Source organism: Halomonas sp. QHL1, from assembly GCF_001882345.1.
Taxonomy (GTDB): Bacteria; Pseudomonadota; Gammaproteobacteria; order Pseudomonadales; family Halomonadaceae; genus Vreelandella.
Map to the genome: position 1 here is coordinate 3,489,606 of NZ_MINL01000001.1, position 20,884 is coordinate 3,510,489.

The window sequence follows — 20,884 nt, forward strand, 5'->3', positions numbered from 1 at the left end:
CGCCCTTTTTCCACATTCTGGAGCGCGGATGTCTGATTTTGATAGCTCTGTTGTAGATGGCTTAGTTAATCATGATTCAGCCACCGAGCATCCGCGTCCGCCGCGGCGTGAGTTTAAAGCGCGGGGCAGTTTTGTAACGCGCTGCGATAACTGTCAGCTACCCGTGCTGAACTGCCTGTGCCCCTATCAGGTGAAGGCAGAGAGTCATGCTCAGGTCTGGCTATTAACGCATCCGATAGAGCACTTTAAGCCGACCAATACCGGGCGCTTGATTCGCGATGTGATCACGACGACCCAGGTGTTTACCTGGTATCGCACGGCGCCGGATGCTCAGTTAGCTGGGTTGCTAAAAGACCCGCGTTACGCGCCTTTTGTGATCTTTCCGGATGATCAGCCCGATTACGCGGATCGCGTGGTGGGTATACAGGCTGTTCACGCAGCGAAAGAGCAGGCGCGCATACCGGTGTTTATCATTCTGGATGGCACTTGGCGGCAGGCGCGCCGCATGTTCCGTAAAAGCGCCTATCTGGAGGCTTTGCCCGTGCTGCCATTGAGAACCGAGCGCGAGACGCGCTACCGGCTGCGCAAGCCAGCGTCGAAAGCGCACCTTTGCACTGCGGAAGTGGCTATCGAGCTGCTGCGTCAGGGTGGGGATACGGTTGCTGCGGACGTGCTGGATGACTACTTTGAGGTGTTTAACGATAGCTACGCGGCGAGCCGATTGCATCACAAAATCGACCCGCCGACTGCAGCGATGCGGCGCCTAGCCGCCAAACAGAGCACCAGCGATTCGGAATCCGGCCACCCAGGTGCCCACCGCGGAGCCTAGCGTGGCGAGAATAAACACCAGCAGGGTGCGCGATACGCGGTTTTTCCACCAGCCTTTCAACTGCGTGACATCGTGGCGCAGCGATGAAAAATCGCGCACTTTGGGTTTGCGCATAAAAAGCTCAACCCCAGCGGCCACAAAGCCAGCGCCAATGGTGGGGTTGAGCGAGGTGAGCGGCGCGGCAAAGAAGGTAGCAATCACGGTCACCGGGTGGGCCATGGCGATAATTGTTGCACCGCCAGAGAGAATGCCGTTAATCAAGAACCACTCAAGCACCAGTTGCCAGCCAAGGTCGGTGTTGCGCGAAAAACCAATGGCAAAGCCGGTAAGTACCAAGGCGGTAATCAGCCACGGCAGCGCTTTCCAAAGCTTGGACGGCGGCGGGGTGGCTTCCAGTGATTCACGCTCCACTTTGGGGGCGGCGGGCAGCGGTGCTTCCAAGTGTTCGCCTGTGCCTTTTAAGTGGCCTGCGCCGATGACTACTAGCACGTGCTTGTAGCGCCCCGGCGGTGCCTCTTCTGCCAAGCGAAGCGCCATATAGCGGTCGCGCTCGCGAATCAGCGGCGTATACAGCGCTTCGGATTCGGCCGCAAACTCGCTGAAGGTGGCTTCCAGCATATCGCCCTCTTTGAGCTTTTCGATATCCTCTTTAGAGACATCCTGCCGAGAGAGCACGCTGCCGATAAGACCTGAAAACAGCGAAAAGCGCTGCCACCAGGGCACGTTGCGGTAGATGCGCTTTAGCGTTACGCCCACATCGCGGTCGACCAGCAACAGCGGTAGTTCTAATCGGCTGGCTTCTTCAACGGCAGCGCGCATTTCGGCGCCCGGCTGGATGCCAGACTGGTCGGCAATCCGCTGCTGAAAGGCACCCAGCGCCAGGCTTGCGGCAACCATGCCCGCTTTGCCTTCTTTAAATACTTGAAACAGATCCTGCTCGCCCATGGCATCCGGGTTGGACATGCTGTGGTGGCGAGCGTCGCAGAGCTCAATCGCCACCGCATCAAAGGCGTCGCTGCCCATCAGCCTGCGCACGTCGTCGGCACTTTCCGCCGACACATGGGCTGTGCCCAGCAGCGTGTAGCGGGTTTCACCGATAGTGAACGTTTTTAACGGCCCGCTGGTGGTCGGCAGGGAAGTCGGTGTTTCGGCCAGCGACCCCGCTTCTGCGTTGGGCGTTTCTTCGTGAGATGTATCTTCGTGGTTCATTAACAGCTCTCAAATCGGTCAATAAAGGGGCAGGCGTGAAGTGCTTAACGTCGCCAGAACGCGGGGGTAAACAGCACCAGTACCGTAAAAATTTCCAGGCGACCAAGCAGCATGGCTATCACCAGTATCCATTTCGCCAAGCTGGGCATGTCGCCATAGTTAGTGCTGGCATCGCCTAGCGCAGGGCCAAGGTTGTTGAGCGCAGATCCCACTGTCGACCAAGCGGTTACCTGATCAACCCCGGTGGCCATGACGCCCACCAGCATTAAAAAGAACAGCATCACATAGACCGAAAAGAACCCCCATACCGCCTGGGCAATGCTGTCGGGAACGCTGACTTTGCCCACTTTGACCGCAATCACCGCATTGGGGTGGATCAGCCGCATGATTTCGCGCATGCCCTGTTTGATGATCAAAATAATCCGTATCACCTTCATACCGCCAGCGGTAGAGCCGGAGCAGCCGCCAACGAAGGCCGCTACAAACAGCAGAAAGGGCAGCGCGCCGGGCCACATGGAGAAGTCGGCGACACTAAAGCCCGCGGTGGTGGCCACCGAAACGACTTGGAAGACCCCGTGGCGCAGGCCGCGTAGCGTGTCGTAGGTGTCTGTTAACCACAGGGAGAGCACGGTGACCACGGCCAGGGCGAGCAGAAATAGCATTAAAAAGCGCGCTTCGGGGTCGTGAAAGTAGTGCATCAGGCTTTTTTCGCGCCAGGCGATAAAGTGCAGGCTAAAGCTGAACGCCGAAATCAGCATAAAGCCTACGCATATCATCTCGATGGTGGCGCTATCGAAATAGCCGATACTGGCGTCGTAAGTGGAGAAACCACCAATAGCGACGGTTGAAAAGCTATGGCTCAAAGCATCGAACCAGCTCATGCCCGCTAACATATAGGCGATCATGCAGGCGAGGGTGAGCGTAGCGTAGATGTACCACAGCGCCTTGGCGGTTTCGGTAATGCGAGGGGTGAGCTTGGAGTCTTTCAGCGGCCCCGGAATCTCGGTGCGATAGAGCGCCATACCGCCGACGCCTAGGGTGGGCAAAATGGCGACGGCCAAAACGACGATCCCCATGCCGCCCAGCCACTGGAGCTGCTGACGATAGTAGAGAATCGACTCAGGTAAAAAATCGATGCCGGTAATCACCGTGGCGCCGGTGGTGGTCAAACCGGAGAACGACTCGAATACCGCATCGGTGATGCCCAGCGAGCCTTCGCCGAATAGCATCAGCGGCAGCGAGCCGAACAGCGCCAGCACCGTCCAGAACATCGCAGCAATAATAAAGCCGTCACGAATACGCAGCTCTTTTTGCGAGCGCCTATTGGGAAGATAAAGCAGTAACCCCGTCGCCACCGAAATCGCAATGCCGCTAATAAAGGCACTCCACACGCCGTCGCGAAACCAGAGTGAGATTAGCGTTGGGGGGAGCATGGTCAGGCTGAAGAGCATCAGCAGCAGCCCCAAAATGCGCAAAATAACCCGCAGACTCATGGTTGTTGCATGCTCCTGTTATTAGCAGCCAGTGGCCGTGGTTCGAGGGTTATCAAAAGAACGTTAAACCGACTTGGAACAGGCGCTCCACATCGCGAATGCGGCGCTTATCGATGACAAACAGAATCACGTGGTCGCCGCTCTCCACCATCACATCGCCGTGGGCGATGATGACTTCCTTGCCGCGCACAATCGCACCGATGGTGGTGCCGTCGGGCAGGTCGATCTCGCGGATCGTGCGGCCGACCACCTTAGATGACTGCTTATCACCGTGGGCGATGGCTTCAATGGCTTCGGCAGCACCCCGACGCAGCGAGTGAACGTTGACGATGTCGCCGCGGCGCACGTGGGTCAGCAGGCTGCCGATGGTCGCCTGCTGGGGTGAAATAGCGATATCGATCTCGCCCCCCTGCACCAAATCCACGTAAGCGGCGTTGTTAATCAGCGTCAGCACCTTCTTCGCCCCTAAGCGCTTAGCGAGCAGCGACGACATGATATTGACCTCGTCGTCGTTGGTCAGCGCGCAGAAGATATCGCACTCTTCGATATTCTCCTCTTCCAGCAAGCGCTTGCTGGTGGCACTGCCGTGGAGCACCACGGTGCGATCCAGCCGCTCTGAGAGGGTGGTGCAGCGTTCCAGGCTGTGCTCAATGATCTTTACCTGGTGGCTATGCTCCAAATGCTCCGCCAGCCGCTCGCCGATATTGCCACCCCCGGCGATCACCACCCGCCGGAAATCCCGCTCGACCCGGCGCAGCTCACTCATTACCGCGCGAATATCGCGACGAGCGGCGAGGAAGAAGACCTCGTCATCAGCCTCGATGACCGTATCGCCGCGGGGAATAATCGGCCGGTTGCGCCGGTAGATCGCCGCCACGCGGGTATCCACATTGGGCATATGGCGGCGCAGAAAAGCCAAATCCTGACCCACCAGCGGGCCGCCGTAGAAGGCTTTCACCGCCACCAGTTGCACCAAGCCACCGGCAAACTCCAGCACCTGTAAGGCACCGGGGTGCTCGATCAGGCGGCGCACGTGGTCGGTGACCACCTGCTCGGGGCTGATCAGTACGTCGATGGGGATCGCTTCGTGGGCGAACAGCCCTTTACGGGTTAAGTACGCCGTGGCGCGCACTCGGGCGATTTTGGTTGGGGTGCGAAACAGCGTATGGGCGACCTGGCAGGCGATCATATTGATCTCGTCGCTGTTGGTGACGGCGATCAACATATCGGCGTCTTCGCAGCCTGCCTGGCGCAACACAATGGGGTAGGAGCCCGCCCCGGTGACGGTGCGGATATCGAGTTTGGTGTGCAGGTCGCGCAGTTTTTTGGCGTCGGTGTCAACGACAGTGATGTCGTTCTCCTCGCGGGCGAGGTGTTCTGCCAGTGTGCCGCCGACCTGGCCGGCGCCGAGAATGATGATTTTCATTGCTGAGCATCGGTTCCATTAAAAGCGCCAGCGCGCGATGTCGTTAAGACCATTCCGTTAAGGCATGCCGTTAAAACCAGGCAACGGTCTATCATGCGCTGCAATAAAGACGGCGGCCAGTGTAAACCAGCCGCCGTCGAAAAGCAGGTGAGGATTACTCTAGCGTAAAGCCGACTTTAACCGTGACCTGCCAGTGGGCCACCTGGCCGTCTTCAATATGGCCACGGGTATCGACTACTTCCAGCCAGCGCATGTGCTTAATAGTCTCTGACGCCTTGGCCAGAGCGTTCTGTACCGCTTCCTCAATACCCTTTTCGGAAGAGCCGGTCAGTTCCACGTGCTTATAAGTATGATGACTCATAATATCTCCTTCCTTGTCATGAAATCACTGCCTCCCGCATCAGCGAGCGCTTAGACAGTGCGCTTCTCTAGTCTGGCATAAAAAAAGCCATCGTGACTGCTCTGGGCCGGAAACAGCTGGCGACCCGCGCCACTGGAAATACCCCAGGCAACGTCGTTAGGCGTGGTGACATGAGCGTCGGGCGTGCGGGCGAGAAACGCCTCAATCTGCTCACTGTTCTCTTCCGGCAGTACGGAGCAAGTTGCGTAAAGCAGTGTGCCGCCTTCGCGTAGCATTGGCCAAAGGTTATCTAACAGCTGGCGTTGAAGCTTGGCCAGCGGCCGGATATCGTCTTTGCGGCGCAGCTTTTTAATATCCGGGTGGCGACGGATAACGCCGGTGCCCGAGCAAGGGGCATCGAGCAGAATGGCATCAAAAGGCGTGCCGCTCCACCAGTCGCGCTCGGTGGCATCGGCGTGTTCGAGCACTGCCTCAACACCGAGACGGCTGAGGGTGTCCTCCACCCGCGCCAGGCGCTGGTTGTCGCTATCGATAGCCGTTAGAGCAATATCAAACTGTTCGAGCAAGTGAGCCGTTTTGCCGCCTGGGGCGCAGCAGGCATCGAGTACACGGGCACCGGGACGCGGTGCCAGCGCGGGGCCTAGTAGTGCGGCAGAAAGCTGGGCGGCCTCATCCTGAACGCTAACGTGGCCCTCTTCAAAGCCGGGCAGCGCGGTCACATCGCAGGGCGTTTCCAGAGTAATGGCGTCAGGAGCATGGGGGCATAAATGGCCATTCAACCCCTGCTCGGTGAGCATACCCAAATAGGCTTCACGGTCGTTGTAGCGCTGATTCACCCTTAACGTCATCGGGCCCGAGTGGTTATTGGCTTCAACAATATCGCGCCACTGCTCTGGCCATGCTTGACGCAAGGCATTAAGTAGCCAGGGCGGATGTTCTAGCGCGACACTCTCATCCTGGTCTACCTGGGCCTGGAGCGCTTCGGATTCGCGCTGTAGCCGCCGCAAGCAACCATTTAAAACGCGGGTGGCCCACTCCTTATTCAGTAAGCGCGCAGCGCCCGCGGTTTCACCTACTGCCGCGTGGGCAGGAATGCGCATGTACAGCAGCTGGTAAATGCCCAGCAGCAGCAGCGCCTGAACATCGCTGTCGCGCTTTTTGAACGGTTGCTTAAGTAATGCGCCTGCCAAGGCTTCTAGGCGCGGTAAGCGCCGGCAGGTGCCGAAGCAGAGCTCTTTTAGCAACCCGCGGTCGCGGGCCACTACGCTGTGCTCATCGAGCCCCGCCAGTGAGCCTTGGTCGCTGAGCACCGGGGCCAGCGCGCGGGCCGCAGCAGCGCGGACTTCCTGGCCACTGCCGCCTTGGGGGGAGCGCTTTTGGCTCATGGTGTTTCTCCTTCGCTGGCTTGTGCCGCAGAATTTCCAAGACGTCTGCCGAGGCGGGTGCCGGTAGCAAGGCGCGCGTGGCGCGCATTCAGTAAGTCACGCACGGCCATGGCTTTGCCGCCGGGCAGCTGTGCGCTGCTCACGCACAGTACCTCGCGGCCATCGATACCGCAGGCAATGCGCAGATGATCGTCGCCATGCTCAAGCAGGGCGCCGGGGGGGCAAGGGGGATGCTGGCCTTCTTCTACTCTCGCCATTAGCAACCGTAGGCGATCGTCGCCGAGCGCGCACCAGGCCACCGGCCAGGGGTTAAAGGCGCGAATCTTGCTGGCTAGCTGATGCGCTGGCTGGCCAAAGTCGAGCTCAGCTTCCGCTTTGCTCAGTTTGGCGGCATAGGTAACACCCTCTTCGGGCTGAGGCGTCGCATGCGCGGTGCCGGTGGCCAGGGCATCCAACGTGTTGATCAGCGCATTGGCACCTTGAATGGCTAGGCGGTCGTGCAAATCGCCGCCGGTGGTGCGTGGGGTAATCGGCGTGCGCACTTCCGTAAGCATTGCGCCGGTGTCCAGGCCAGCGTCCATCTGCATAATGGTTACACCCGATACGCTATCGCCCGCTTCAATCGCCCGTTGGATGGGGGCAGCGCCGCGCCAACGGGGCAGCAGCGAGGCGTGAACGTTAACGCAGCCTAGACGCGGTATGTCCAACACGGCCTGGGGAAGCAGTAGCCCATAGGCCACAACGACCATAATGTCGGCATTGAGCGCGGCTAGCTCGGCTTGAGCCTCGGGTTGCTTCAACGTCTGAGGCTGATAGACAGGTAGGCTGTGTTCCAGAGCCAGCTGTTTGACCGGGCTGGGCGTTAGCTTACGGCCGCGACCAGCGGGGCGGTCGGGTTGGGTATACACCGCTACCACCTCGTGCTGGCTTTCCAGCAGCGCGGCAAGGCTAGAGGCGGCGAATTCAGGCGTGCCAGCAAAAACAACGCGCAATCTTGACATAGAGAGAGGGCTACCTAGCGTATCTGATGTGTAAGTAGGAAAAAGGATTAGGCGTCCTGCATCTGCTTATGGCGTTTCTGCATTTTCTTGCGGATACGGTCACGCTTTAGCGGCGACAGGTAGTCAACAAACAGTACGCCCTCAAGGTGGTCGTACTCATGCTGAATACAGTGTGCCAGCAGACCCTCTGCCTCTAACTCATAGGCCTCGCCATTACGATCCAGTGCGTTGAGCTGCACCTTAAGGTAGCGCGGCACTTCGGCGTAGTGCTCAGGAATCGATAGGCAGCCTTCCGAAAGCAGATCTTTCTCGTCGTCAATCGGGGTATAGCGCGGGTTGATAAGTACCAGCGGCTGGGAGTTATCGTCGCTGACATCCATGACGACAACACGGCGATGGACATCGATCTGGGTCGCGGCTAGACCGATACCACGGGCGTCATACATGGTCTCCAGCATATCGTCGACGAGCTGGCGTACCTCATCGTCGACGGTTTCCACCGCAGCGGCCTTGGTGCGTAGGCGCTCATCGGGGAATTCAAGAATAGGAAGTTTGGCCATGGCGTTACAATCACCGTTATGCTGAGTCTAAATTAAGTCAAGCTAGGCAGTGACGAGCGTCTTCTAACCTAGGTACTTTATGATGGGTCACTATATCATGCTGTCAACGTTTCTGGGCATGGGCGCCTGATACGCTCTGGGTTTCAGCAGCAACATAATGACTGCGCTTATGCAGCGTTTCGACATGTAATTAAGAGTGACGCATTTTATTGGGGAGAGCAGGATGGCGGCAAAACAACACGCCTATCGGGGGGCATTAAGTGGTTTGCTGCTGAGTGCAGTGATGCTGTTGAGTATCGATGCCGCCGCTTGGGAGCGTGATCAGGAAGTGATTAAACTCTCGCCGCAGGTGCGTACCTTACCCCACCGTGAAGCGATCGAGCCCATCGCCTTGGAGGAAGCGCGGGCCTTTCTGCGCGAACACCGTGTGGTCGATGATGCCGAGGCGTTGCAGGAGCTGGCTTACGTAGTGGCGGGAGATGATCGCCGCTTGATCAGCGGCGCGGGAGACCGGTTATACGTGCGTGGAGATGTGCCACGCCATGGTCAACTGGGTATCTATCGGCAGTCGGAGCCCTACCTGGCGATGGATGGCACGCTACTTGGTTTAGAGTTGATCAGCGTCGGTGTCGCTCGGCCTATCAGCAGTGAAGGTGAGATTGCGCAGCTCGAAGTCGTTAGCTCCCATCAGGAAGTGCGGGTTAACGATATTGTGTTGCCCTTGGAGGAGCGCGAGCTGAACCATGAGTTTATGCCCCGCGCGCCGCTCAATGACGTCGCAGGTCATGTTATTGCCGTGCCAGGTGGCGTGCGCTTTATTGGCCGTTTTCAGATCGTTGCGCTGGATCTTGGCACCCTGGATGGTTTGCAGGCGGGTCATATGCTGCGAGTCAATCAGCAGGGTGAGCTGATCAACGACCCACGTACCCAGGAGCTAGTGCAACTGCCCAGTACAGAGGCGGGCAGTGTGATGGTATTCAAGCCCTATGATCGCGTCAGCTACGCCCTGGTGATGCAGGCATCGCGGGTGCTGGAAGTGGGCGATGAGGTTGGGTCAGCGACGAACTAACGGGCGGCACACAAAGACGTTTAAAAGGAGGAAGTATGGACGCCCAGGCGTGGCTGGTGGTCAATGCGTTGCCGAGTATGGGCGCTCTGCGAATCGCGCAATTAATAGCCCGTCAGCCGCAGTGGCCGGAGGGGTGGTTGGCAGCACTTCCGAGCCGTGCCTCCAGCGAGCTGCGCCTGTGGCTTGAACATCCTGATCGCAGCCCGTTGCAAAAAGTAATTGATGAAACCGAGGCGTGGCAGCAAAGCGGCCCAAGTCGTCACGTGCTGCATCGCGACCACCCCGCCTGGCCTGCACTGTTAAATGAGTTGCCCGACCCGCCCGTTGTGCTCTGGGCCCAGGGTGACCTTAGCGCCCTGGAGGGCCCCAAGCTTGCCATGGTAGGCACTCGTCGCCCCACCGGCGAAGGCACCCATAACGCCCAAACCTTCGCTCGCGATCTAGCCCGCCGCGGCTGGTGCGTGGTCAGCGGTATGGCCTTGGGAGTTGACGGCGTGGCCCAGCGGGCAGCGCTAAATGCCGGTGGACGCACGATCGCTGTACTCGGCTGCGGTGTGGATGTGATCTATCCTGCCTCCCACCGTGACCTTCACGAGCAGCTTAGTTCTCTACCCGGTGGCCTGCTGCTATCAGAACATCCACCTGGTACACTGGCCCGCCCGGCATTTTTCCCGCGGCGCAACCGCATCGTTACCGGCCTCTCTCTCGGCACCCTGGTGGTCGAAGCCACCGAAAAAAGCGGTTCGCTGGTCAGTGCCCGGCTCACCTTAGAGCAAAATCGCGAGCTGTTTGTGCTGCCCGGTTCGCTGCATAACTTTCAGGCCCGCGGCTGCTTGGCATTACTGCGTCAGGGCAGCGCCCACCTGGCCTGTAGCGTCGACGATATCATCGCCGATCTTGGCCACTGGGCGGAGGCGTTTATCCCGCCCGAAGACACCATGCAGCAACCCTTACCGACGACGGCAGACAAACCACCCGCGCAAGAGCCGCTGCCTGATAGCTTGCCCGATTCATTATTAGCGTCTTTATCCGCTACGCCAACGCCAATTGATCTCTTGGTACACGACACCGGTGTAACGGTCAGCGACTGCCAGCAGCGCCTGCTGATGCTGGAGTTAGAAGGCTGGGTCGCCCAGCAGGCGGGAGGCTGGGTGCGGCTGCCGCGGCCATGATAGGATAAAACCCTTAAAGGCCTGTTAGCCGTGAGGAGAGAGCATGAGTTTGGCGACCGATCTAGCCCCTGCGATTAGCGCGCTGCGTAGTGGAGGAGTAATTGCCTGCCCCACAGAAGCGGTTTGGGGGCTTAGCTGTGACCCCGAAAACGACGAAGCTTTAGCCCATCTAATGCGCATGAAAGAGCGCGATCCTGCCAAGGGCGTCATCCTGGTTGCTGCCAATATTGGCCAGTTCCAGCCCTGGCTGAGCCAGCTTCCGCTCGCGATGCACGCTCCCCTGGCGGCAAGCTGGCCGGGGCCCAATACCTGGCTAGTGCCTGACTATGGCCGCAGTCATGGTCTGGTGCGTGGCGCCCATGAGCGTGTGGCGCTGCGGGTGACCGACCACCCGGTGATGAAAGCCCTATGCGAAGCCTTTGGTGGCCCGTTGGTATCCACCTCGGCCAACCGTTCGGGGGAGCCGCCGGCGATGAGCGCTGCAGAGATCACTGAAATCTTTGCTGATGAAGTGGCCCATTTGGTGCAAGGGGAGCTAGGTGGCAATGCAAAACCCAGCACCATTAGAGATTTGGCCACTGGCAAAGTCATGCGTTCTTAACCGGCTCTCCAACTACTTACTATTCTCCACTTACTATTCACCACCCAGGAGTCACCGTGGCCCACGAGCACCTTGATGACGTTAAACGCTACCTTCTTGATCTGCAGGATCGGCTCTGCACCGGATTGGCGAAAGCCGATGGAGCTGCACAGTTCCAAGAAGATAGCTGGGAGCGTGAAGAGGGCGGCGGCGGCCGATCACGGGTGATGACCCATGGCGGCGTGTTTGAAAAGGGTGGCGTCAACTTCTCCCATGTCTATGGCACCCAGCTGCCGCCTTCGGCCACCGCCGCGCGTCCTGAACTGACCGGACGCAGCTTCCACGCGGTGGGCGTTTCCTGGGTGCTGCACCCGGAAAACCCCCATGTGCCTACCAGCCATGGCAACGTGCGCTTCTTTATTGCCGAGAAAGTCGGCGAGCCGCCGGTGTGGTGGTTTGGCGGCGGCTTTGACTTAACGCCGTTTTATCCCGTGATGGAGGACGTCGTCCACTGGCACCGGGTGGCGAAAGCCGCCTGCGATCCCTTTGGTGAGGACGTATATGCTCGATACAAATCCTGGTGCGACGAGTACTTTTATCTCAAGCACCGTGATGAGACCCGCGGCGTGGGCGGGCTATTTTTCGATGACTTGAATGAAGGCGAATTTGCCGACTGTTTTGCCATGCAACGGGCAGTGGGCGACAGCTTCTTAGAGGCTTATTTGCCCATCGTGGAGCGCCGCAAGAAGGACACCTGGACCCAGCACGAGCGCGAGTTCCAGCTTTATCGTCGTGGCCGCTATGTGGAGTTCAACCTGGTGTGGGACCGCGGTACGCTGTTTGGCCTACAGAGTGGTGGGCGCACAGAGTCGATTTTAATGTCGATGCCGCCAATGGCGCGCTGGGAGTACGCCTTTGAGCCAGAGCCCGGCAGCGCCGAAGCGCGTTTGAATGACTTTTTACATGCTCGCGACTGGCTCGGTGAATCCGCTGCGGATGCAGGTCAAAGAAAAAGCGGAGAGCTCTCATGACCGATCGCTACTGCGTGTTTGGCAACCCGGTCAAACACTCCAAATCCCCGCAGATCCACGCTGAGTTTGCCCATCAAACCCAACAAGCGCTTGAGTACACCGCTGAAGAAGCGCCGCTGGATGGCTTTGCCGCTGCCTGGCGGGCGTTTAACGACGCGGGCGGGCGTGGCGCCAATGTTACCGTACCGTTCAAGGGCGATGCCTTTGCGTTGTGCGATACCTTGAGCCACCGCGCCCGTCGTGCAGGGGCGGTGAATACACTGATCCTGGGGGGCAATGGCCGTACCTACGGCGATACTACCGATGGCATTGGCCTAGTGCGCGATTTGGCCTATCACCGCGTGGCGTTGGCGGGAAAGCGTATTTTGGTGGTAGGCGCCGGCGGTGCCGTGCGCGGCATTCTGGAGCCCCTGCTTGCCGAGCAACCCAGCGAACTCGTCGTGGTCAATCGCACCGCCACCAAAGCCGAGCAGTTGGCCAGCGATTTTGCTGATCTGGGGCCTATCACTGGCGGCGGCTTTGACACTCTTGACGGTACGTTTGATGTGGTGATTAACGGCACCAGCTCTAGCCTTTCAGGCGACTTACCGCCGCTACCTGATACGTTGTTTAATACCAACGCCTGGGCCTACGACATGATGTACGGGGCCGAGCCGACGGTATTTTTACAATGGGCAGGCCCGCGTGGCGCGAAGTTGCTTGATGGATTAGGCATGCTGGTCGAGCAGGCCGCCGAGTCGTTCTTTCTGTGGCGCAATGTGCGCCCCGAAACCGCGCCCGTGCGCGAAATGCTGCGCCAATCGCTTAACTATTCATAGCCGCAACCAGCCAACGCTGCTAAAAAAGCGGGGGCGGATACATTATCCGCCCCCGCTTTTTAGTTGTGCCGCTAATAACGCTTTACCTAGCGCGCTTGACGTACAAACCCACCATGCAGATCACCAGCCCCACCACCGAGAGTAGCATGCCGCCATTGACTAACAGCGGCGAGCGCTCCAGCCAGGAGACAAATGGCTGGGGGACGTCTCTACAGGCACTCTCGATATAGTCCCAATGGCCGCCATCAAGCTGACACGCGCGTACATCATTGAGCTCCCAGAAATACACGCCCATCAGCACAAACAGCGGCAGCACTAGCAACAGTAATCCCAGCTTGATCATTTAAACCTCAATAGCCGTTAAGGACGCGGGCAGTTGGGTGTACGACCATTGCTGCGAGCCTGCTCATAGACAGCCAGGGCTTGATCCATATTACCTTTCAAGCCTTGAATTCGCTGGCCTTGGCCAGGGTGAGTGGACATCCACTCCGGGGGCGAGCCACCACCGGACACCGCCTGCATGTTTTCCCACAGAGTAACGCTCTCACGTGGGTCGAAACCTGCTTGCGCCATTAGCTCCAGGCCAATCACATCAGCCTCACTCTCATGAGCCCGGGAGAACGGCAGGACGATGCCGTACTGCGCGCCCATGCCGAGTACGCCCATCAACTGCTGGCCACCAGCGGACTGCATGCCGGAAGTGCTGGAAATAACCGACAGGCCTAACGAGGTAGCGCTCTCGGTTGAGGCGCGCTCATTGGCATGGTTGGCCAACACGTGACCAATTTCGTGACCAATCACGGAGGCAAGTTGGTCTTGGCTAGTGGCAATATCCAGCATGCCGGTATTCACCCCCATATAGCCGCCGGGCAGCGCGAAGGCGTTGGGCTGCTCGGATTCAAACACGCGGATTTGCCAGTCTAACTGTTGCTGCTGTGCGGGGAGTTCCGCCACGATGGCATCGGCAATACACTGCACATAGCGCTGACTGGCTTGACCAGCGCTGGGTAGCTCCTGCTGATATTGAGAAAATGCCTGACGGCCCATCTCATTGAGTTCACCATCAGAGAGCAGCAGGAGCTGCGAGCGCCCGGTCGGCGAGGTGGTACAAGCGGTGATAGACGCACATAAAGCGGTTATAGCGAGAGGGCGAAGCCAGCGCATGAGTCGGTTTCCTTATAGACGAAAGAATTTCTTGCACACAAGATAACCGCTGATAGCAGTAAATCAATCCCCCATCATAACCCACCTTGAGGATGAGTATGGATGCTGAATTGACCACCCCTCTGAACCAAGGCTAGGCCGCAGAGGATTGGCTGTAAGCTTCCAGACACAAACCCTCAGCGCTGGGGTACTAACTGCCCATCGGCACCTACATTTAGGCGAATGGTGGGCGTCAACAAACCTGCAGGTAACCGCATGCCTAAACCGCGTAGATCGCCAGGCGTGATGGCCAGCTGACTGCCGGGCGGTAGCTCGCCTTGAGTCGCCAACTGGCTGGCAAGCTCCAGCATGGGGGCCATGCGCTGGGTGTCGGTGGCGAGGACATCAAAGGCAACCGGTAGGCGTAAATTTGCATCGTCGCCAGAAGTAAGCGTGACGTCCTGCTCATAGTTGCCCTGTACAGGATCAACGCCAGGCATATCCAGCGCCCAGCGAAAGCCCGACATCTCCACCGGTGGCATGCCCGCGGGCAAGCCCAGCCCCATGGCAATGGTGGCTTGTATAGGCAGGCTACCGGCGCCAAGGCTGGAAGCAATCAGGCTGGTTAAATCGCTGGTGTCTAGCCCTGCATTAATGCTGTAAGGACCGATACGAACATCCTCGACCCCCAGGGAGGTCACCGCCAAACGAAACGCAAACAGGCCGGTTTGGGGTAGGGCGAGACAGCCCGTGAGCAGGCTGGCAACGCCAAATAGGGTAAGCCATCGCCAGTAGCGAGCAATATGAAGCATAGGACTCCCCTTAAGTAGGGCGTAAGTAGTGGGGTAATAGCGCCAATAGTAAGGTGCTGATGCGAACTTACTAGGTTTGGGCTAATAAGCGCGGCTATTTGAGGGCTGAAGCCATTTTCTGTCAAGACAATTTGCGTGTTCAGGCGCCTATTTAAGGCTAGAGGCAAAAACGCCCGCTTGTCGGTGCAAACGGGCGAAATCAAATAGCAGTTACTAAAGCGATTAGCGACGGCTTTTGCGCGCCTCTTTGGTGCGGTTAAGCTCGCGCTTTTTAGCTTTTTCTTTATCGCTGGCGCCTGCCATGTCATCAAACGGGTTACTGCCCGAGCGGAACTCAAAGCGAATCGGCGTGCCGCGCACCTTGAGCACCTTGCGGAAGGTGTTGGTCAAATAGCGACGGTAGGCTTCGGGTAGCGACTCGGTTTGGTTGCCGTGGACGACGATAATCGGCGGGTTGCTGCCGCCCTGATGAGCCATCCGCAGTTTAATGCGACGACCGTGCACCATCGGCGGCGGGTTTTGGCTTACCGCGTCCTGGAGCAGGGTGGTGAGACGGTTAGTCGACCAGTGGGCGTTAGCGGCGTCAAAGGCGCGATCAATCGAGGGGTAGAGATCCCCCACCGCCGTACCGTGTAGAGCAGAGATAAAGTGCAGCTCGGCGTAATCCGCAAAGCCCAGGCGGCGCTTCACTTCAGTGCGCATTTTATCCTTGGCTTCGGTCTCCAGGCCGTCCCACTTGTTGACTGCCAGCACCAGGGCGCGCCCGGTGGTCAACACATAGTCAAGCAGGTGCAAATCCTGCTCCACCAATCCGCTGGAGCCATCCAGTACCATGATCACTACATGGGACTCTTTGATCGCATCCAGGGTCTTGATGATGGAGAATTTCTCGGCGATTTCGCGCACGTTCTTGCGCCGCCGAATACCCGCGGTATCAATCAGTACATAGGGCTTGCCGCGGCGCTCGAAGGGGATCTCGATGGCATCGCGGGTGGTGCCCGCCTCATCAAACACGACGACTCGATCTTCACCCAGTAGACGATTGACCAGGGTCGATTTGCCCACGTTGGGGCGGCCAATCACGCCGATGCGAACGCCTTTGCTGCCGGTGTCCGCGGGAATGCTGGCATCGCGCTCGGGAAACGGCTCAAGTACCACGTCAATCAGGGTAGAAACGTTGCGCCCGTGGGCGGCAGCAATCGGCCAGGGGTCGCCTAGGCCGAGCGACCAAAAGTCGCCCATTGCCGAATGCTCTTCCAGCCCATCGGTTTTATTCACCACCAGCCAGGTTTTTTTCTGGTTGACCCGCAGGTGGTTGGCAATCGCCTGGTCAGCGGCGATAAGGCCGGCGCGAGCGTCGACCATAAACAGCACAATATCGGCTTCATCAATTGCGGCGAGTGACTGCTCCGCCATTGCGGCGTCAATACCCTCTTCGTCACCGCTGATACCGCCAGTGTCGATAACCGTATAGACCTTATCGCCCAGCATGCCATTGCCGTACTTGCGGTCGCGGGTGAGGCCAGGAAAGTCGGCCACCAGTGCATCACGCGAACGCGTTAGGCGGTTAAACAACGTCGATTTGCCCACATTGGGGCGACCGACTAAAGCAATGACGGGTGTCATGGAGTTACTTCCAGGGTTTCCAGGCGACCATTGTTGGCCTGGACATGAATTGTGCTGCCTTCAGTGACCGGGCGTACGCTGATGCCCGAGCTGTGCACGCGAGTGCGACCCACGATATCGCCTTCGCGAGCGTCGATCAGGTGAACATAACCTTCAAAATCGCCGAACACTAAACGGCCATCGGCGAAGGCCGGGGCGGTCAACCAACGATCTTCTAAATCGTCGTTGCGCCAAACTTCGCGACCGCTGTTAGCGTCGAGGGCGACCACCTGGCTGTCATCGGTGACCACAAACAGGAAGTCGCCGACCAGAATAGGCGTATGACGGCTGGAGAGATCCGCTTCCCAAAGCACGTTGCCTTGGGTCGCTTCCAGCGCTACTACACGGCCGTTATAGCTGGTCACAAACAGGCGGCCATCGGGGCTGATGATCGGCTGGCCGGAAAGGTCGACCAAGCGATCCACTTCGCTACGCCCTTGGGGGGCGGCAATCTGCATATCCCATAGCGGCTGGCCGCTACGGTTATCCAGCGTTGCCAGACGGCCGTTGGCTAAGCCCACAAAGCTGACCGGATCAATCACCATCGGCGTGCCGGTGCCGCGCAGGGTGAGCGATGGCTGCGAGCTGGTGTATACCCAGCGCTCTTCGCCGCTGGCGCGATCCAAGGCCGTCACGCGGCCATCGACACTTTGCACGACCAGCAGCTGTTGGTTGGCCTGGGGCGCGGCCAGCACTTCGCTGGATACCCGCGAGCGCCAGTTTTCGCTGCCATCGCGCTGATCCAGAGAGATGACTTCGCCGTTACCGGTGGCCAGATAAACCTGACCTGCAATCGCCGTTAATGCGCTGGAAACAGTGGTATCAAGGTCGATTTCCCACTCGATGTTGCCGTTATTGGCATTCATCGCCATGACCACACCTTCGACATCTGCCGCGAACACGGTGTCGCCTTCACGGGAAGGTGCGATGGGGTAACGAGCATGGCCCAGGCCGTCGCCCACTTTGCGATCCCATTGGGTCTCTAGCGAGGAGGTTTCGTCGAAACTGCGCAGCTCTTTGGGGGTATAGGCAGGTTCACCCTTACTCGCGCAACCGACCAGTAGTGCCAGCGACAGCGCGCCCAAGCTTGCGCGTACTAGCTGTTTCGTTGGGATACCAAAAGTCATTGTGTCGCCTCCTCAGCGCCGAGATCGTCAAGCTTGAACTGCACGCCGTAAAGCGGCTGGTCTTGAGTTTGTGCCAGTTCCAGAGCGGTTTCCCATGCATCGCGGGCCGCCGGAGTGTCGCCTTGGGCAGCGAATGCATCGCCGCGTACGTTGGCGCGCTGTGCCGCTAGCGCATCGCTAATCGGCTCGTCGAGCAGGGCCAGTGCCTGTTCAGGATTGCCGTCGGCAAGCTCGACACGGGCCAGGCGCAGCCACGCAAGGCTCTGCACATAGCGGCGCGAGGAGTCGGCTGCGCTTTCCAGTGCGGTTCGCGCGCCCTCCAAATTGCCTTGCTGAACCGCCAAGCGTGCGTCGAGCAGCAGGGCGAGTTCGGCGTAGAGCGTATCGCCATGCTCGTCGGTCAGTTCGCTGACCATTTCCCGCGCACTTGCCAACTGCTCTTCGTCAAGCTCGTTGCCAGCGGTCATGTTAACCAGCTGTTGATAGCGCATGGAGGCCGCTTCGGCTTGGCCTTGCTGATAGTTCTGCCAGGCATTCCAGCCGAATACCCCAGCCGCCGCCAGGACAGCGCCTGCGATCAACGACATGCCGTTCTCTTTCCACCAGCGCTTAACGGCGTCTAGCTGTTCTTCTTCGCTTCTCAGCTCCACCACGGGCGGGCTCCTTTCTTCTAAAGTCGTATGTTTAGACCGTCGCATGCAAGCAGGCAGCCTGCAGGGCTTATGCGTTAGCCGTTAATAGCTCGCCCAGCGTGCGGCCTAATGCGGCTTGAGGAACGCTTTGCTGTTCGCGGCCATCGCGCAAAAATTTGACCGTCGCCGACTGCGTCGCGATTTCATCTTCACCGATCAGTATGGCGATCGAAGCAGCACTCTTGTCAGCTTTTTTGATTCGGCTTTTAAAGCTGCCGCCGCCGCAATGAAGCTGAAGACGCAGTTCCGGCAGTTCGCCACGCAGCTGCTCGGCCAGGGTGATCGCTGCCGTGGTGGCGCTATCATCCATGGGCAGCAAATAGACATCGCAGCCGCCAAGGGCATCTTCAGGAATCAGCTCAAGAGTTTCGAGAAGCAGAATCAGCCGCTCAATACCCATGGCAAAGCCCACTGCTGGGGTAGGCTTGCCACCCAGCTGTTCGACCAAGCCGTCGTAGCGCCCGCCAGCACACACGGTGCCCTGGCTGCCCAGCGCAGTCGTCGTCCACTCGAACACGGTGCGGCAGTAGTAGTCGAGCCCGCGCACTAAGCGCGGGTTGATGACATAGGCAATGCCTGCCGCTTCAAGCATCTTAGTGAGCTGCTCAAAATGCTCCTGGGACTCGGCATCCAGGTGATCCATCAACTGCGGTGCGCCGTCGAGCATCTCCGCCATGGCCGGATTTTTGGAGTCGAGAATACGCAGCGGGTTACTGGTCAAGCGGCGCTTGGAGTCTTCATCGAGAGCGTCTAGGTGCTGCTCAAAGTAGGCCACCAGCGTATCGCGGTAAGCCGCCCGCGCCTCAGACGAACCCAGCGAGTTTAGCTCCAGGGTGACGTGTTCCATCAAGCCGAGTTCTTGCCACAGGCGCGCCGAAAGCAGGATCACCTCGGCGTCGATATCCGGGCCATCAAAGCCAAAGGTCTCAACGCCAATCTGGTGAAACTGGCGGTAGCGGCCTTTTTGTGGGCGCTCATAGCGAAACATCGGCCCCTGGTACCACAGCCGCTGGGTTTGGTTATACAGCAAGCCGTGTTCCATGGCCGCGCGCACGCAGCTGGCGGTGCCTTCGGGGCGTAGGGTCAAACTCTCGCTGTTGCGATCATCGAAGGTATACATCTCTTTTTCGACGATATCGGTGACTTCACCGATAGAGCGCGCAAACAGCGCGGTTTGCTCAACGATCGGCGTGCGAATTTCATTAAAGCCGTAACGCAGCATTAGCTGACGTACTTTTGCTTCAAAAAACTGCCAGCGCGGGCTATCGCTGGGCAGTAGGTCGTTCATACCACGAATGGCTTGAATCTTTTTAACGGCGGACTTGCTCAAAGAAAACTCCTTATTCTGCCATCAGGCGTGGCTCACCCAGGCTGGCAGCCAGCCCCAGCGGTTAAACGCTGCGGGCAATCATATCGTCTTGCTGCTGCTGTTTTTCACGCACTTTATCGCGAATCAACTTTTCAAGATCGTCGACCAAGTGGTCATTGCGCAGCTTGCTGGCGGGCTTGCCGTCGATATACACCAGGTTGGCGGGACTACCGCCGGTCAGGCCGATATCGGTCTCTTTGGCTTCGCCGGGGCCATTGACCACGCAGCCGATCACCGAGACGTTGAGCGGCGTCATTACGTCTTCCAGCCGCTCTTCGAGCTGGTTCATGGTGTCAATAACGTCGAAGTTCTGGCGCGAGCAGCTGGGGCAGGCAATAAAGTTGATGCCTTTAGAGCGCAGCTTGAGGCTGCGCAGCATGTCAAAGCCGACCTTGATCTCTTCCACCGGGTCTGCCGCCAACGAGACGCGGATCGTGTCGCCGATGCCATCCATCAGTAGCATACCCAGACCAATCGATGACTTGACCGTACCCGAGCGCAGGCCGCCTGCTTCGGTAATCCCTAAGTGCAGCGGCTGTTCGATGCGCGCGGCAAGGTCGCGATAGGCGGCCACGGCCATAAACACATCCGAGGCTTTGACGCTGACTTTGAATTCTTGAAAGTCGAGGCGATCCAGGTAGTCGATATGGCGCATAGCAGATTCCACCAGCGCCGCAGGCGTGGGTTCGCCATACTTTTTCTGCAGGTCTTTTTCCAACGAACCCGCGTTAACGCCAATGCGAATCGGAATGCCATGGTCACGGGCTGCACTGACAACGGCGCGCACGCGGTCTTCACGGCCGATATTGCCGGGGTTGATGCGCAGGCAGTCAACGCCGAGTTCGGCAACGCGCAGGGCAATTTTGTAATCAAAATGAATGTCGGCAACGAGCGGTACATTGACGAGCTTTTTGATTTGACCAAAGGTTTCGGCGGCGTCCATATCGGGTACTGAAACGCGTACGATATCCGCACCGGCTTTTTCCAATTGCTGGATCTGGGCCACGGTCGCGGCGACATCCAGCGTGTTGGTGTTGGTCATGCTTTGAACGGAAATGGGCGCATCACCGCCCACGGCAACATTTCCGACCTGAATTTGGCGGGAAACACGGCGTTTTATCGGAGAAGGGGCGTGCATAGGA

At 58.6% G+C, this 20,884-nt stretch carries 21 protein-coding genes; 6 read left to right on the top strand and 15 right to left on the bottom strand.

Going from position 1 to position 20,884, the window contains the following annotated elements:
* Positions 1 to 28: 28 nt before the first annotated feature.
* Positions 29 to 829: a tRNA-uridine aminocarboxypropyltransferase gene (locus QHL1GM_RS16005; protein WP_071695352.1), complete on the top strand. Its 801-nt coding sequence runs from the start codon at positions 29 to 31 to the stop codon at positions 827 to 829.
* Here QHL1GM_RS16005 and QHL1GM_RS16010 read toward each other — a convergent pair.
* The 7 genes from QHL1GM_RS16010 to def all read right to left on the bottom strand — a co-directional run bounded on the left by QHL1GM_RS16010 (position 764) and on the right by def (position 8,264).
* The gene (locus QHL1GM_RS16010) at positions 764 to 2,038 is read right to left on the bottom strand and encodes a TraB/GumN family protein (protein WP_071695353.1); all 1,275 of its coding nucleotides are present in this window, start codon (positions 2,036 to 2,038) and stop codon (positions 764 to 766) included. The two genes, QHL1GM_RS16005 and QHL1GM_RS16010, sit on opposite strands and share 66 nt — an antisense overlap.
* A gap of 44 nt (positions 2,039 to 2,082) precedes the next feature.
* A complete protein-coding gene (locus QHL1GM_RS16015; RefSeq protein ID WP_071695354.1) occupies positions 2,083 to 3,531 on the bottom strand; it encodes a TrkH family potassium uptake protein in 1,449 nt (482 codons plus the stop codon).
* 52 nt (positions 3,532 to 3,583) lie between these two features.
* Entirely contained in the window at positions 3,584 to 4,957 is a 1,374-nt protein-coding gene (gene trkA / locus QHL1GM_RS16020) for a Trk system potassium transporter TrkA (protein ID WP_071695355.1), read from the bottom strand.
* A gap of 154 nt (positions 4,958 to 5,111) precedes the next feature.
* Positions 5,112 to 5,318 carry a dodecin gene (locus tag QHL1GM_RS16025; RefSeq protein ID WP_008959783.1) on the bottom strand — a complete coding sequence of 69 codons (207 nt, stop codon included), beginning with the start codon at positions 5,316 to 5,318 and terminating at the stop codon, positions 5,112 to 5,114.
* Positions 5,319 to 5,368: 50 nt separating this feature from the next.
* Entirely contained in the window at positions 5,369 to 6,703 is a 1,335-nt protein-coding gene (rsmB, locus tag QHL1GM_RS16030) for a 16S rRNA (cytosine(967)-C(5))-methyltransferase RsmB (RefSeq protein WP_071695356.1), read from the bottom strand.
* Positions 6,700 to 7,704, bottom strand: a complete 1,005-nt coding sequence (gene fmt / locus QHL1GM_RS16035; RefSeq protein ID WP_071695357.1) for a methionyl-tRNA formyltransferase — start codon at positions 7,702 to 7,704, stop codon at positions 6,700 to 6,702. The genes rsmB and fmt overlap by 4 nt, the downstream gene beginning before the upstream one ends.
* Before the next feature lie 47 nt (positions 7,705 to 7,751).
* Positions 7,752 to 8,264 carry a peptide deformylase gene (gene def, locus QHL1GM_RS16040; protein ID WP_071695358.1) on the bottom strand — a complete coding sequence of 171 codons (513 nt, stop codon included), beginning with the start codon at positions 8,262 to 8,264 and terminating at the stop codon, positions 7,752 to 7,754.
* A gap of 223 nt (positions 8,265 to 8,487) precedes the next feature.
* Between def and QHL1GM_RS16045 the strand changes: the two genes are divergently transcribed.
* Genes QHL1GM_RS16045 through aroE form a run of 5 tightly spaced genes read left to right on the top strand, consistent with a single transcriptional unit; the run spans position 8,488 to position 12,934 of the window.
* Entirely contained in the window at positions 8,488 to 9,333 is an 846-nt protein-coding gene (locus tag QHL1GM_RS16045; RefSeq protein ID WP_071695359.1) for a peptidoglycan-binding protein, read from the top strand.
* Between the two features lie 35 nt (positions 9,334 to 9,368).
* On the top strand, positions 9,369 to 10,505 hold the full coding sequence (gene dprA, locus QHL1GM_RS16050; RefSeq protein ID WP_071695360.1) for a DNA-processing protein DprA: 1,137 nt from the start codon (positions 9,369 to 9,371) through the stop codon (positions 10,503 to 10,505).
* A 43-nt stretch (positions 10,506 to 10,548) separates the two neighbouring features.
* Positions 10,549 to 11,106 (top strand): L-threonylcarbamoyladenylate synthase, encoded by a 558-nt coding sequence (locus QHL1GM_RS16055; protein WP_071695361.1) that lies wholly within the window; start codon positions 10,549 to 10,551, stop codon positions 11,104 to 11,106.
* A 56-nt stretch (positions 11,107 to 11,162) separates the two neighbouring features.
* Complete coding sequence (gene hemF, locus QHL1GM_RS16060) at positions 11,163 to 12,116, top strand: oxygen-dependent coproporphyrinogen oxidase (RefSeq protein ID WP_071695362.1); 954 nt, start codon at positions 11,163 to 11,165, stop codon at positions 12,114 to 12,116.
* The gene (aroE, locus tag QHL1GM_RS16065) at positions 12,113 to 12,934 is read left to right on the top strand and encodes a shikimate dehydrogenase (RefSeq protein WP_071695363.1); all 822 of its coding nucleotides are present in this window, start codon (positions 12,113 to 12,115) and stop codon (positions 12,932 to 12,934) included. The genes hemF and aroE overlap by 4 nt, the downstream gene beginning before the upstream one ends.
* 82 nt (positions 12,935 to 13,016) lie before the next feature.
* Here aroE and QHL1GM_RS16070 read toward each other — a convergent pair whose 3' ends face one another.
* From QHL1GM_RS16070 to ispG, 8 genes are all read right to left on the bottom strand, one after another.
* A complete protein-coding gene (locus tag QHL1GM_RS16070) occupies positions 13,017 to 13,277 on the bottom strand; it encodes a hypothetical protein (RefSeq protein WP_071695364.1) in 261 nt (86 codons plus the stop codon).
* Between the two features lie 17 nt (positions 13,278 to 13,294).
* On the bottom strand, positions 13,295 to 14,098 hold the full coding sequence (locus tag QHL1GM_RS16075) for a M48 family metallopeptidase (protein WP_071695365.1): 804 nt from the start codon (positions 14,096 to 14,098) through the stop codon (positions 13,295 to 13,297).
* A gap of 176 nt (positions 14,099 to 14,274) precedes the next feature.
* Positions 14,275 to 14,889, bottom strand: a complete 615-nt coding sequence (locus QHL1GM_RS16080; RefSeq protein WP_071695366.1) for a hypothetical protein — start codon at positions 14,887 to 14,889, stop codon at positions 14,275 to 14,277.
* A gap of 222 nt (positions 14,890 to 15,111) precedes the next feature.
* Positions 15,112 to 16,515 carry a ribosome biogenesis GTPase Der gene (der, locus tag QHL1GM_RS16085; protein WP_071695367.1) on the bottom strand — a complete coding sequence of 468 codons (1,404 nt, stop codon included), beginning with the start codon at positions 16,513 to 16,515 and terminating at the stop codon, positions 15,112 to 15,114.
* A complete protein-coding gene (gene bamB / locus QHL1GM_RS16090) occupies positions 16,512 to 17,681 on the bottom strand; it encodes an outer membrane protein assembly factor BamB (protein ID WP_071695368.1) in 1,170 nt (389 codons plus the stop codon). The genes der and bamB overlap by 4 nt, the downstream gene beginning before the upstream one ends.
* Complete coding sequence (locus tag QHL1GM_RS16095) at positions 17,678 to 18,334, bottom strand: tetratricopeptide repeat protein (protein ID WP_071695369.1); 657 nt, start codon at positions 18,332 to 18,334, stop codon at positions 17,678 to 17,680. Before QHL1GM_RS16095 ends, bamB begins: the two co-directional genes overlap by 4 nt.
* A 67-nt stretch (positions 18,335 to 18,401) precedes the next feature.
* Positions 18,402 to 19,703 (bottom strand): histidine--tRNA ligase, encoded by a 1,302-nt coding sequence (gene hisS, locus QHL1GM_RS16100; protein WP_071695370.1) that lies wholly within the window; start codon positions 19,701 to 19,703, stop codon positions 18,402 to 18,404.
* 61 nt (positions 19,704 to 19,764) lie between these two features.
* Positions 19,765 to 20,880, bottom strand: coding sequence for a flavodoxin-dependent (E)-4-hydroxy-3-methylbut-2-enyl-diphosphate synthase (gene ispG, locus QHL1GM_RS16105; RefSeq protein WP_071695371.1), 1,116 nt, complete (start codon positions 20,878 to 20,880; stop codon positions 19,765 to 19,767).
* Positions 20,881 to 20,884: the final 4 nt, after the last annotated feature.

Excerpts from the sequence above, each read along its gene's own strand:
- QHL1GM_RS16005 (WP_071695352.1), top strand. The coding sequence starts at position 29 with ATGTCTGATTTTGATAGCTCTGTTGTAGATGGCTTAGTTAATCATGAT.
- QHL1GM_RS16010 (WP_071695353.1), bottom strand. The coding sequence starts at position 2,038 with ATGAACCACGAAGATACATCTCACGAAGAAACGCCCAACGCAGAAGCG.
- QHL1GM_RS16015 (WP_071695354.1), bottom strand. The coding sequence starts at position 3,531 with ATGAGTCTGCGGGTTATTTTGCGCATTTTGGGGCTGCTGCTGATGCTC.
- trkA (WP_071695355.1), bottom strand. The coding sequence starts at position 4,957 with ATGAAAATCATCATTCTCGGCGCCGGCCAGGTCGGCGGCACACTGGCA.
- QHL1GM_RS16025 (WP_008959783.1), bottom strand. The coding sequence starts at position 5,318 with ATGAGTCATCATACTTATAAGCACGTGGAACTGACCGGCTCTTCCGAA.
- rsmB (WP_071695356.1), bottom strand. The coding sequence starts at position 6,703 with ATGAGCCAAAAGCGCTCCCCCCAAGGCGGCAGTGGCCAGGAAGTCCGC.
- fmt (WP_071695357.1), bottom strand. The coding sequence starts at position 7,704 with ATGTCAAGATTGCGCGTTGTTTTTGCTGGCACGCCTGAATTCGCCGCC.
- def (WP_071695358.1), bottom strand. The coding sequence starts at position 8,264 with ATGGCCAAACTTCCTATTCTTGAATTCCCCGATGAGCGCCTACGCACC.
- QHL1GM_RS16045 (WP_071695359.1), top strand. The coding sequence starts at position 8,488 with ATGGCGGCAAAACAACACGCCTATCGGGGGGCATTAAGTGGTTTGCTG.
- dprA (WP_071695360.1), top strand. The coding sequence starts at position 9,369 with ATGGACGCCCAGGCGTGGCTGGTGGTCAATGCGTTGCCGAGTATGGGC.
- QHL1GM_RS16055 (WP_071695361.1), top strand. The coding sequence starts at position 10,549 with ATGAGTTTGGCGACCGATCTAGCCCCTGCGATTAGCGCGCTGCGTAGT.
- aroE (WP_071695363.1), top strand. The coding sequence starts at position 12,113 with ATGACCGATCGCTACTGCGTGTTTGGCAACCCGGTCAAACACTCCAAA.
- QHL1GM_RS16070 (WP_071695364.1), bottom strand. The coding sequence starts at position 13,277 with ATGATCAAGCTGGGATTACTGTTGCTAGTGCTGCCGCTGTTTGTGCTG.
- QHL1GM_RS16075 (WP_071695365.1), bottom strand. The coding sequence starts at position 14,098 with ATGCGCTGGCTTCGCCCTCTCGCTATAACCGCTTTATGTGCGTCTATC.
- QHL1GM_RS16080 (WP_071695366.1), bottom strand. The coding sequence starts at position 14,889 with ATGCTTCATATTGCTCGCTACTGGCGATGGCTTACCCTATTTGGCGTT.
- der (WP_071695367.1), bottom strand. The coding sequence starts at position 16,515 with ATGACACCCGTCATTGCTTTAGTCGGTCGCCCCAATGTGGGCAAATCG.
- bamB (WP_071695368.1), bottom strand. The coding sequence starts at position 17,681 with ATGACTTTTGGTATCCCAACGAAACAGCTAGTACGCGCAAGCTTGGGC.
- ispG (WP_071695371.1), bottom strand. The coding sequence starts at position 20,880 with ATGCACGCCCCTTCTCCGATAAAACGCCGTGTTTCCCGCCAAATTCAG.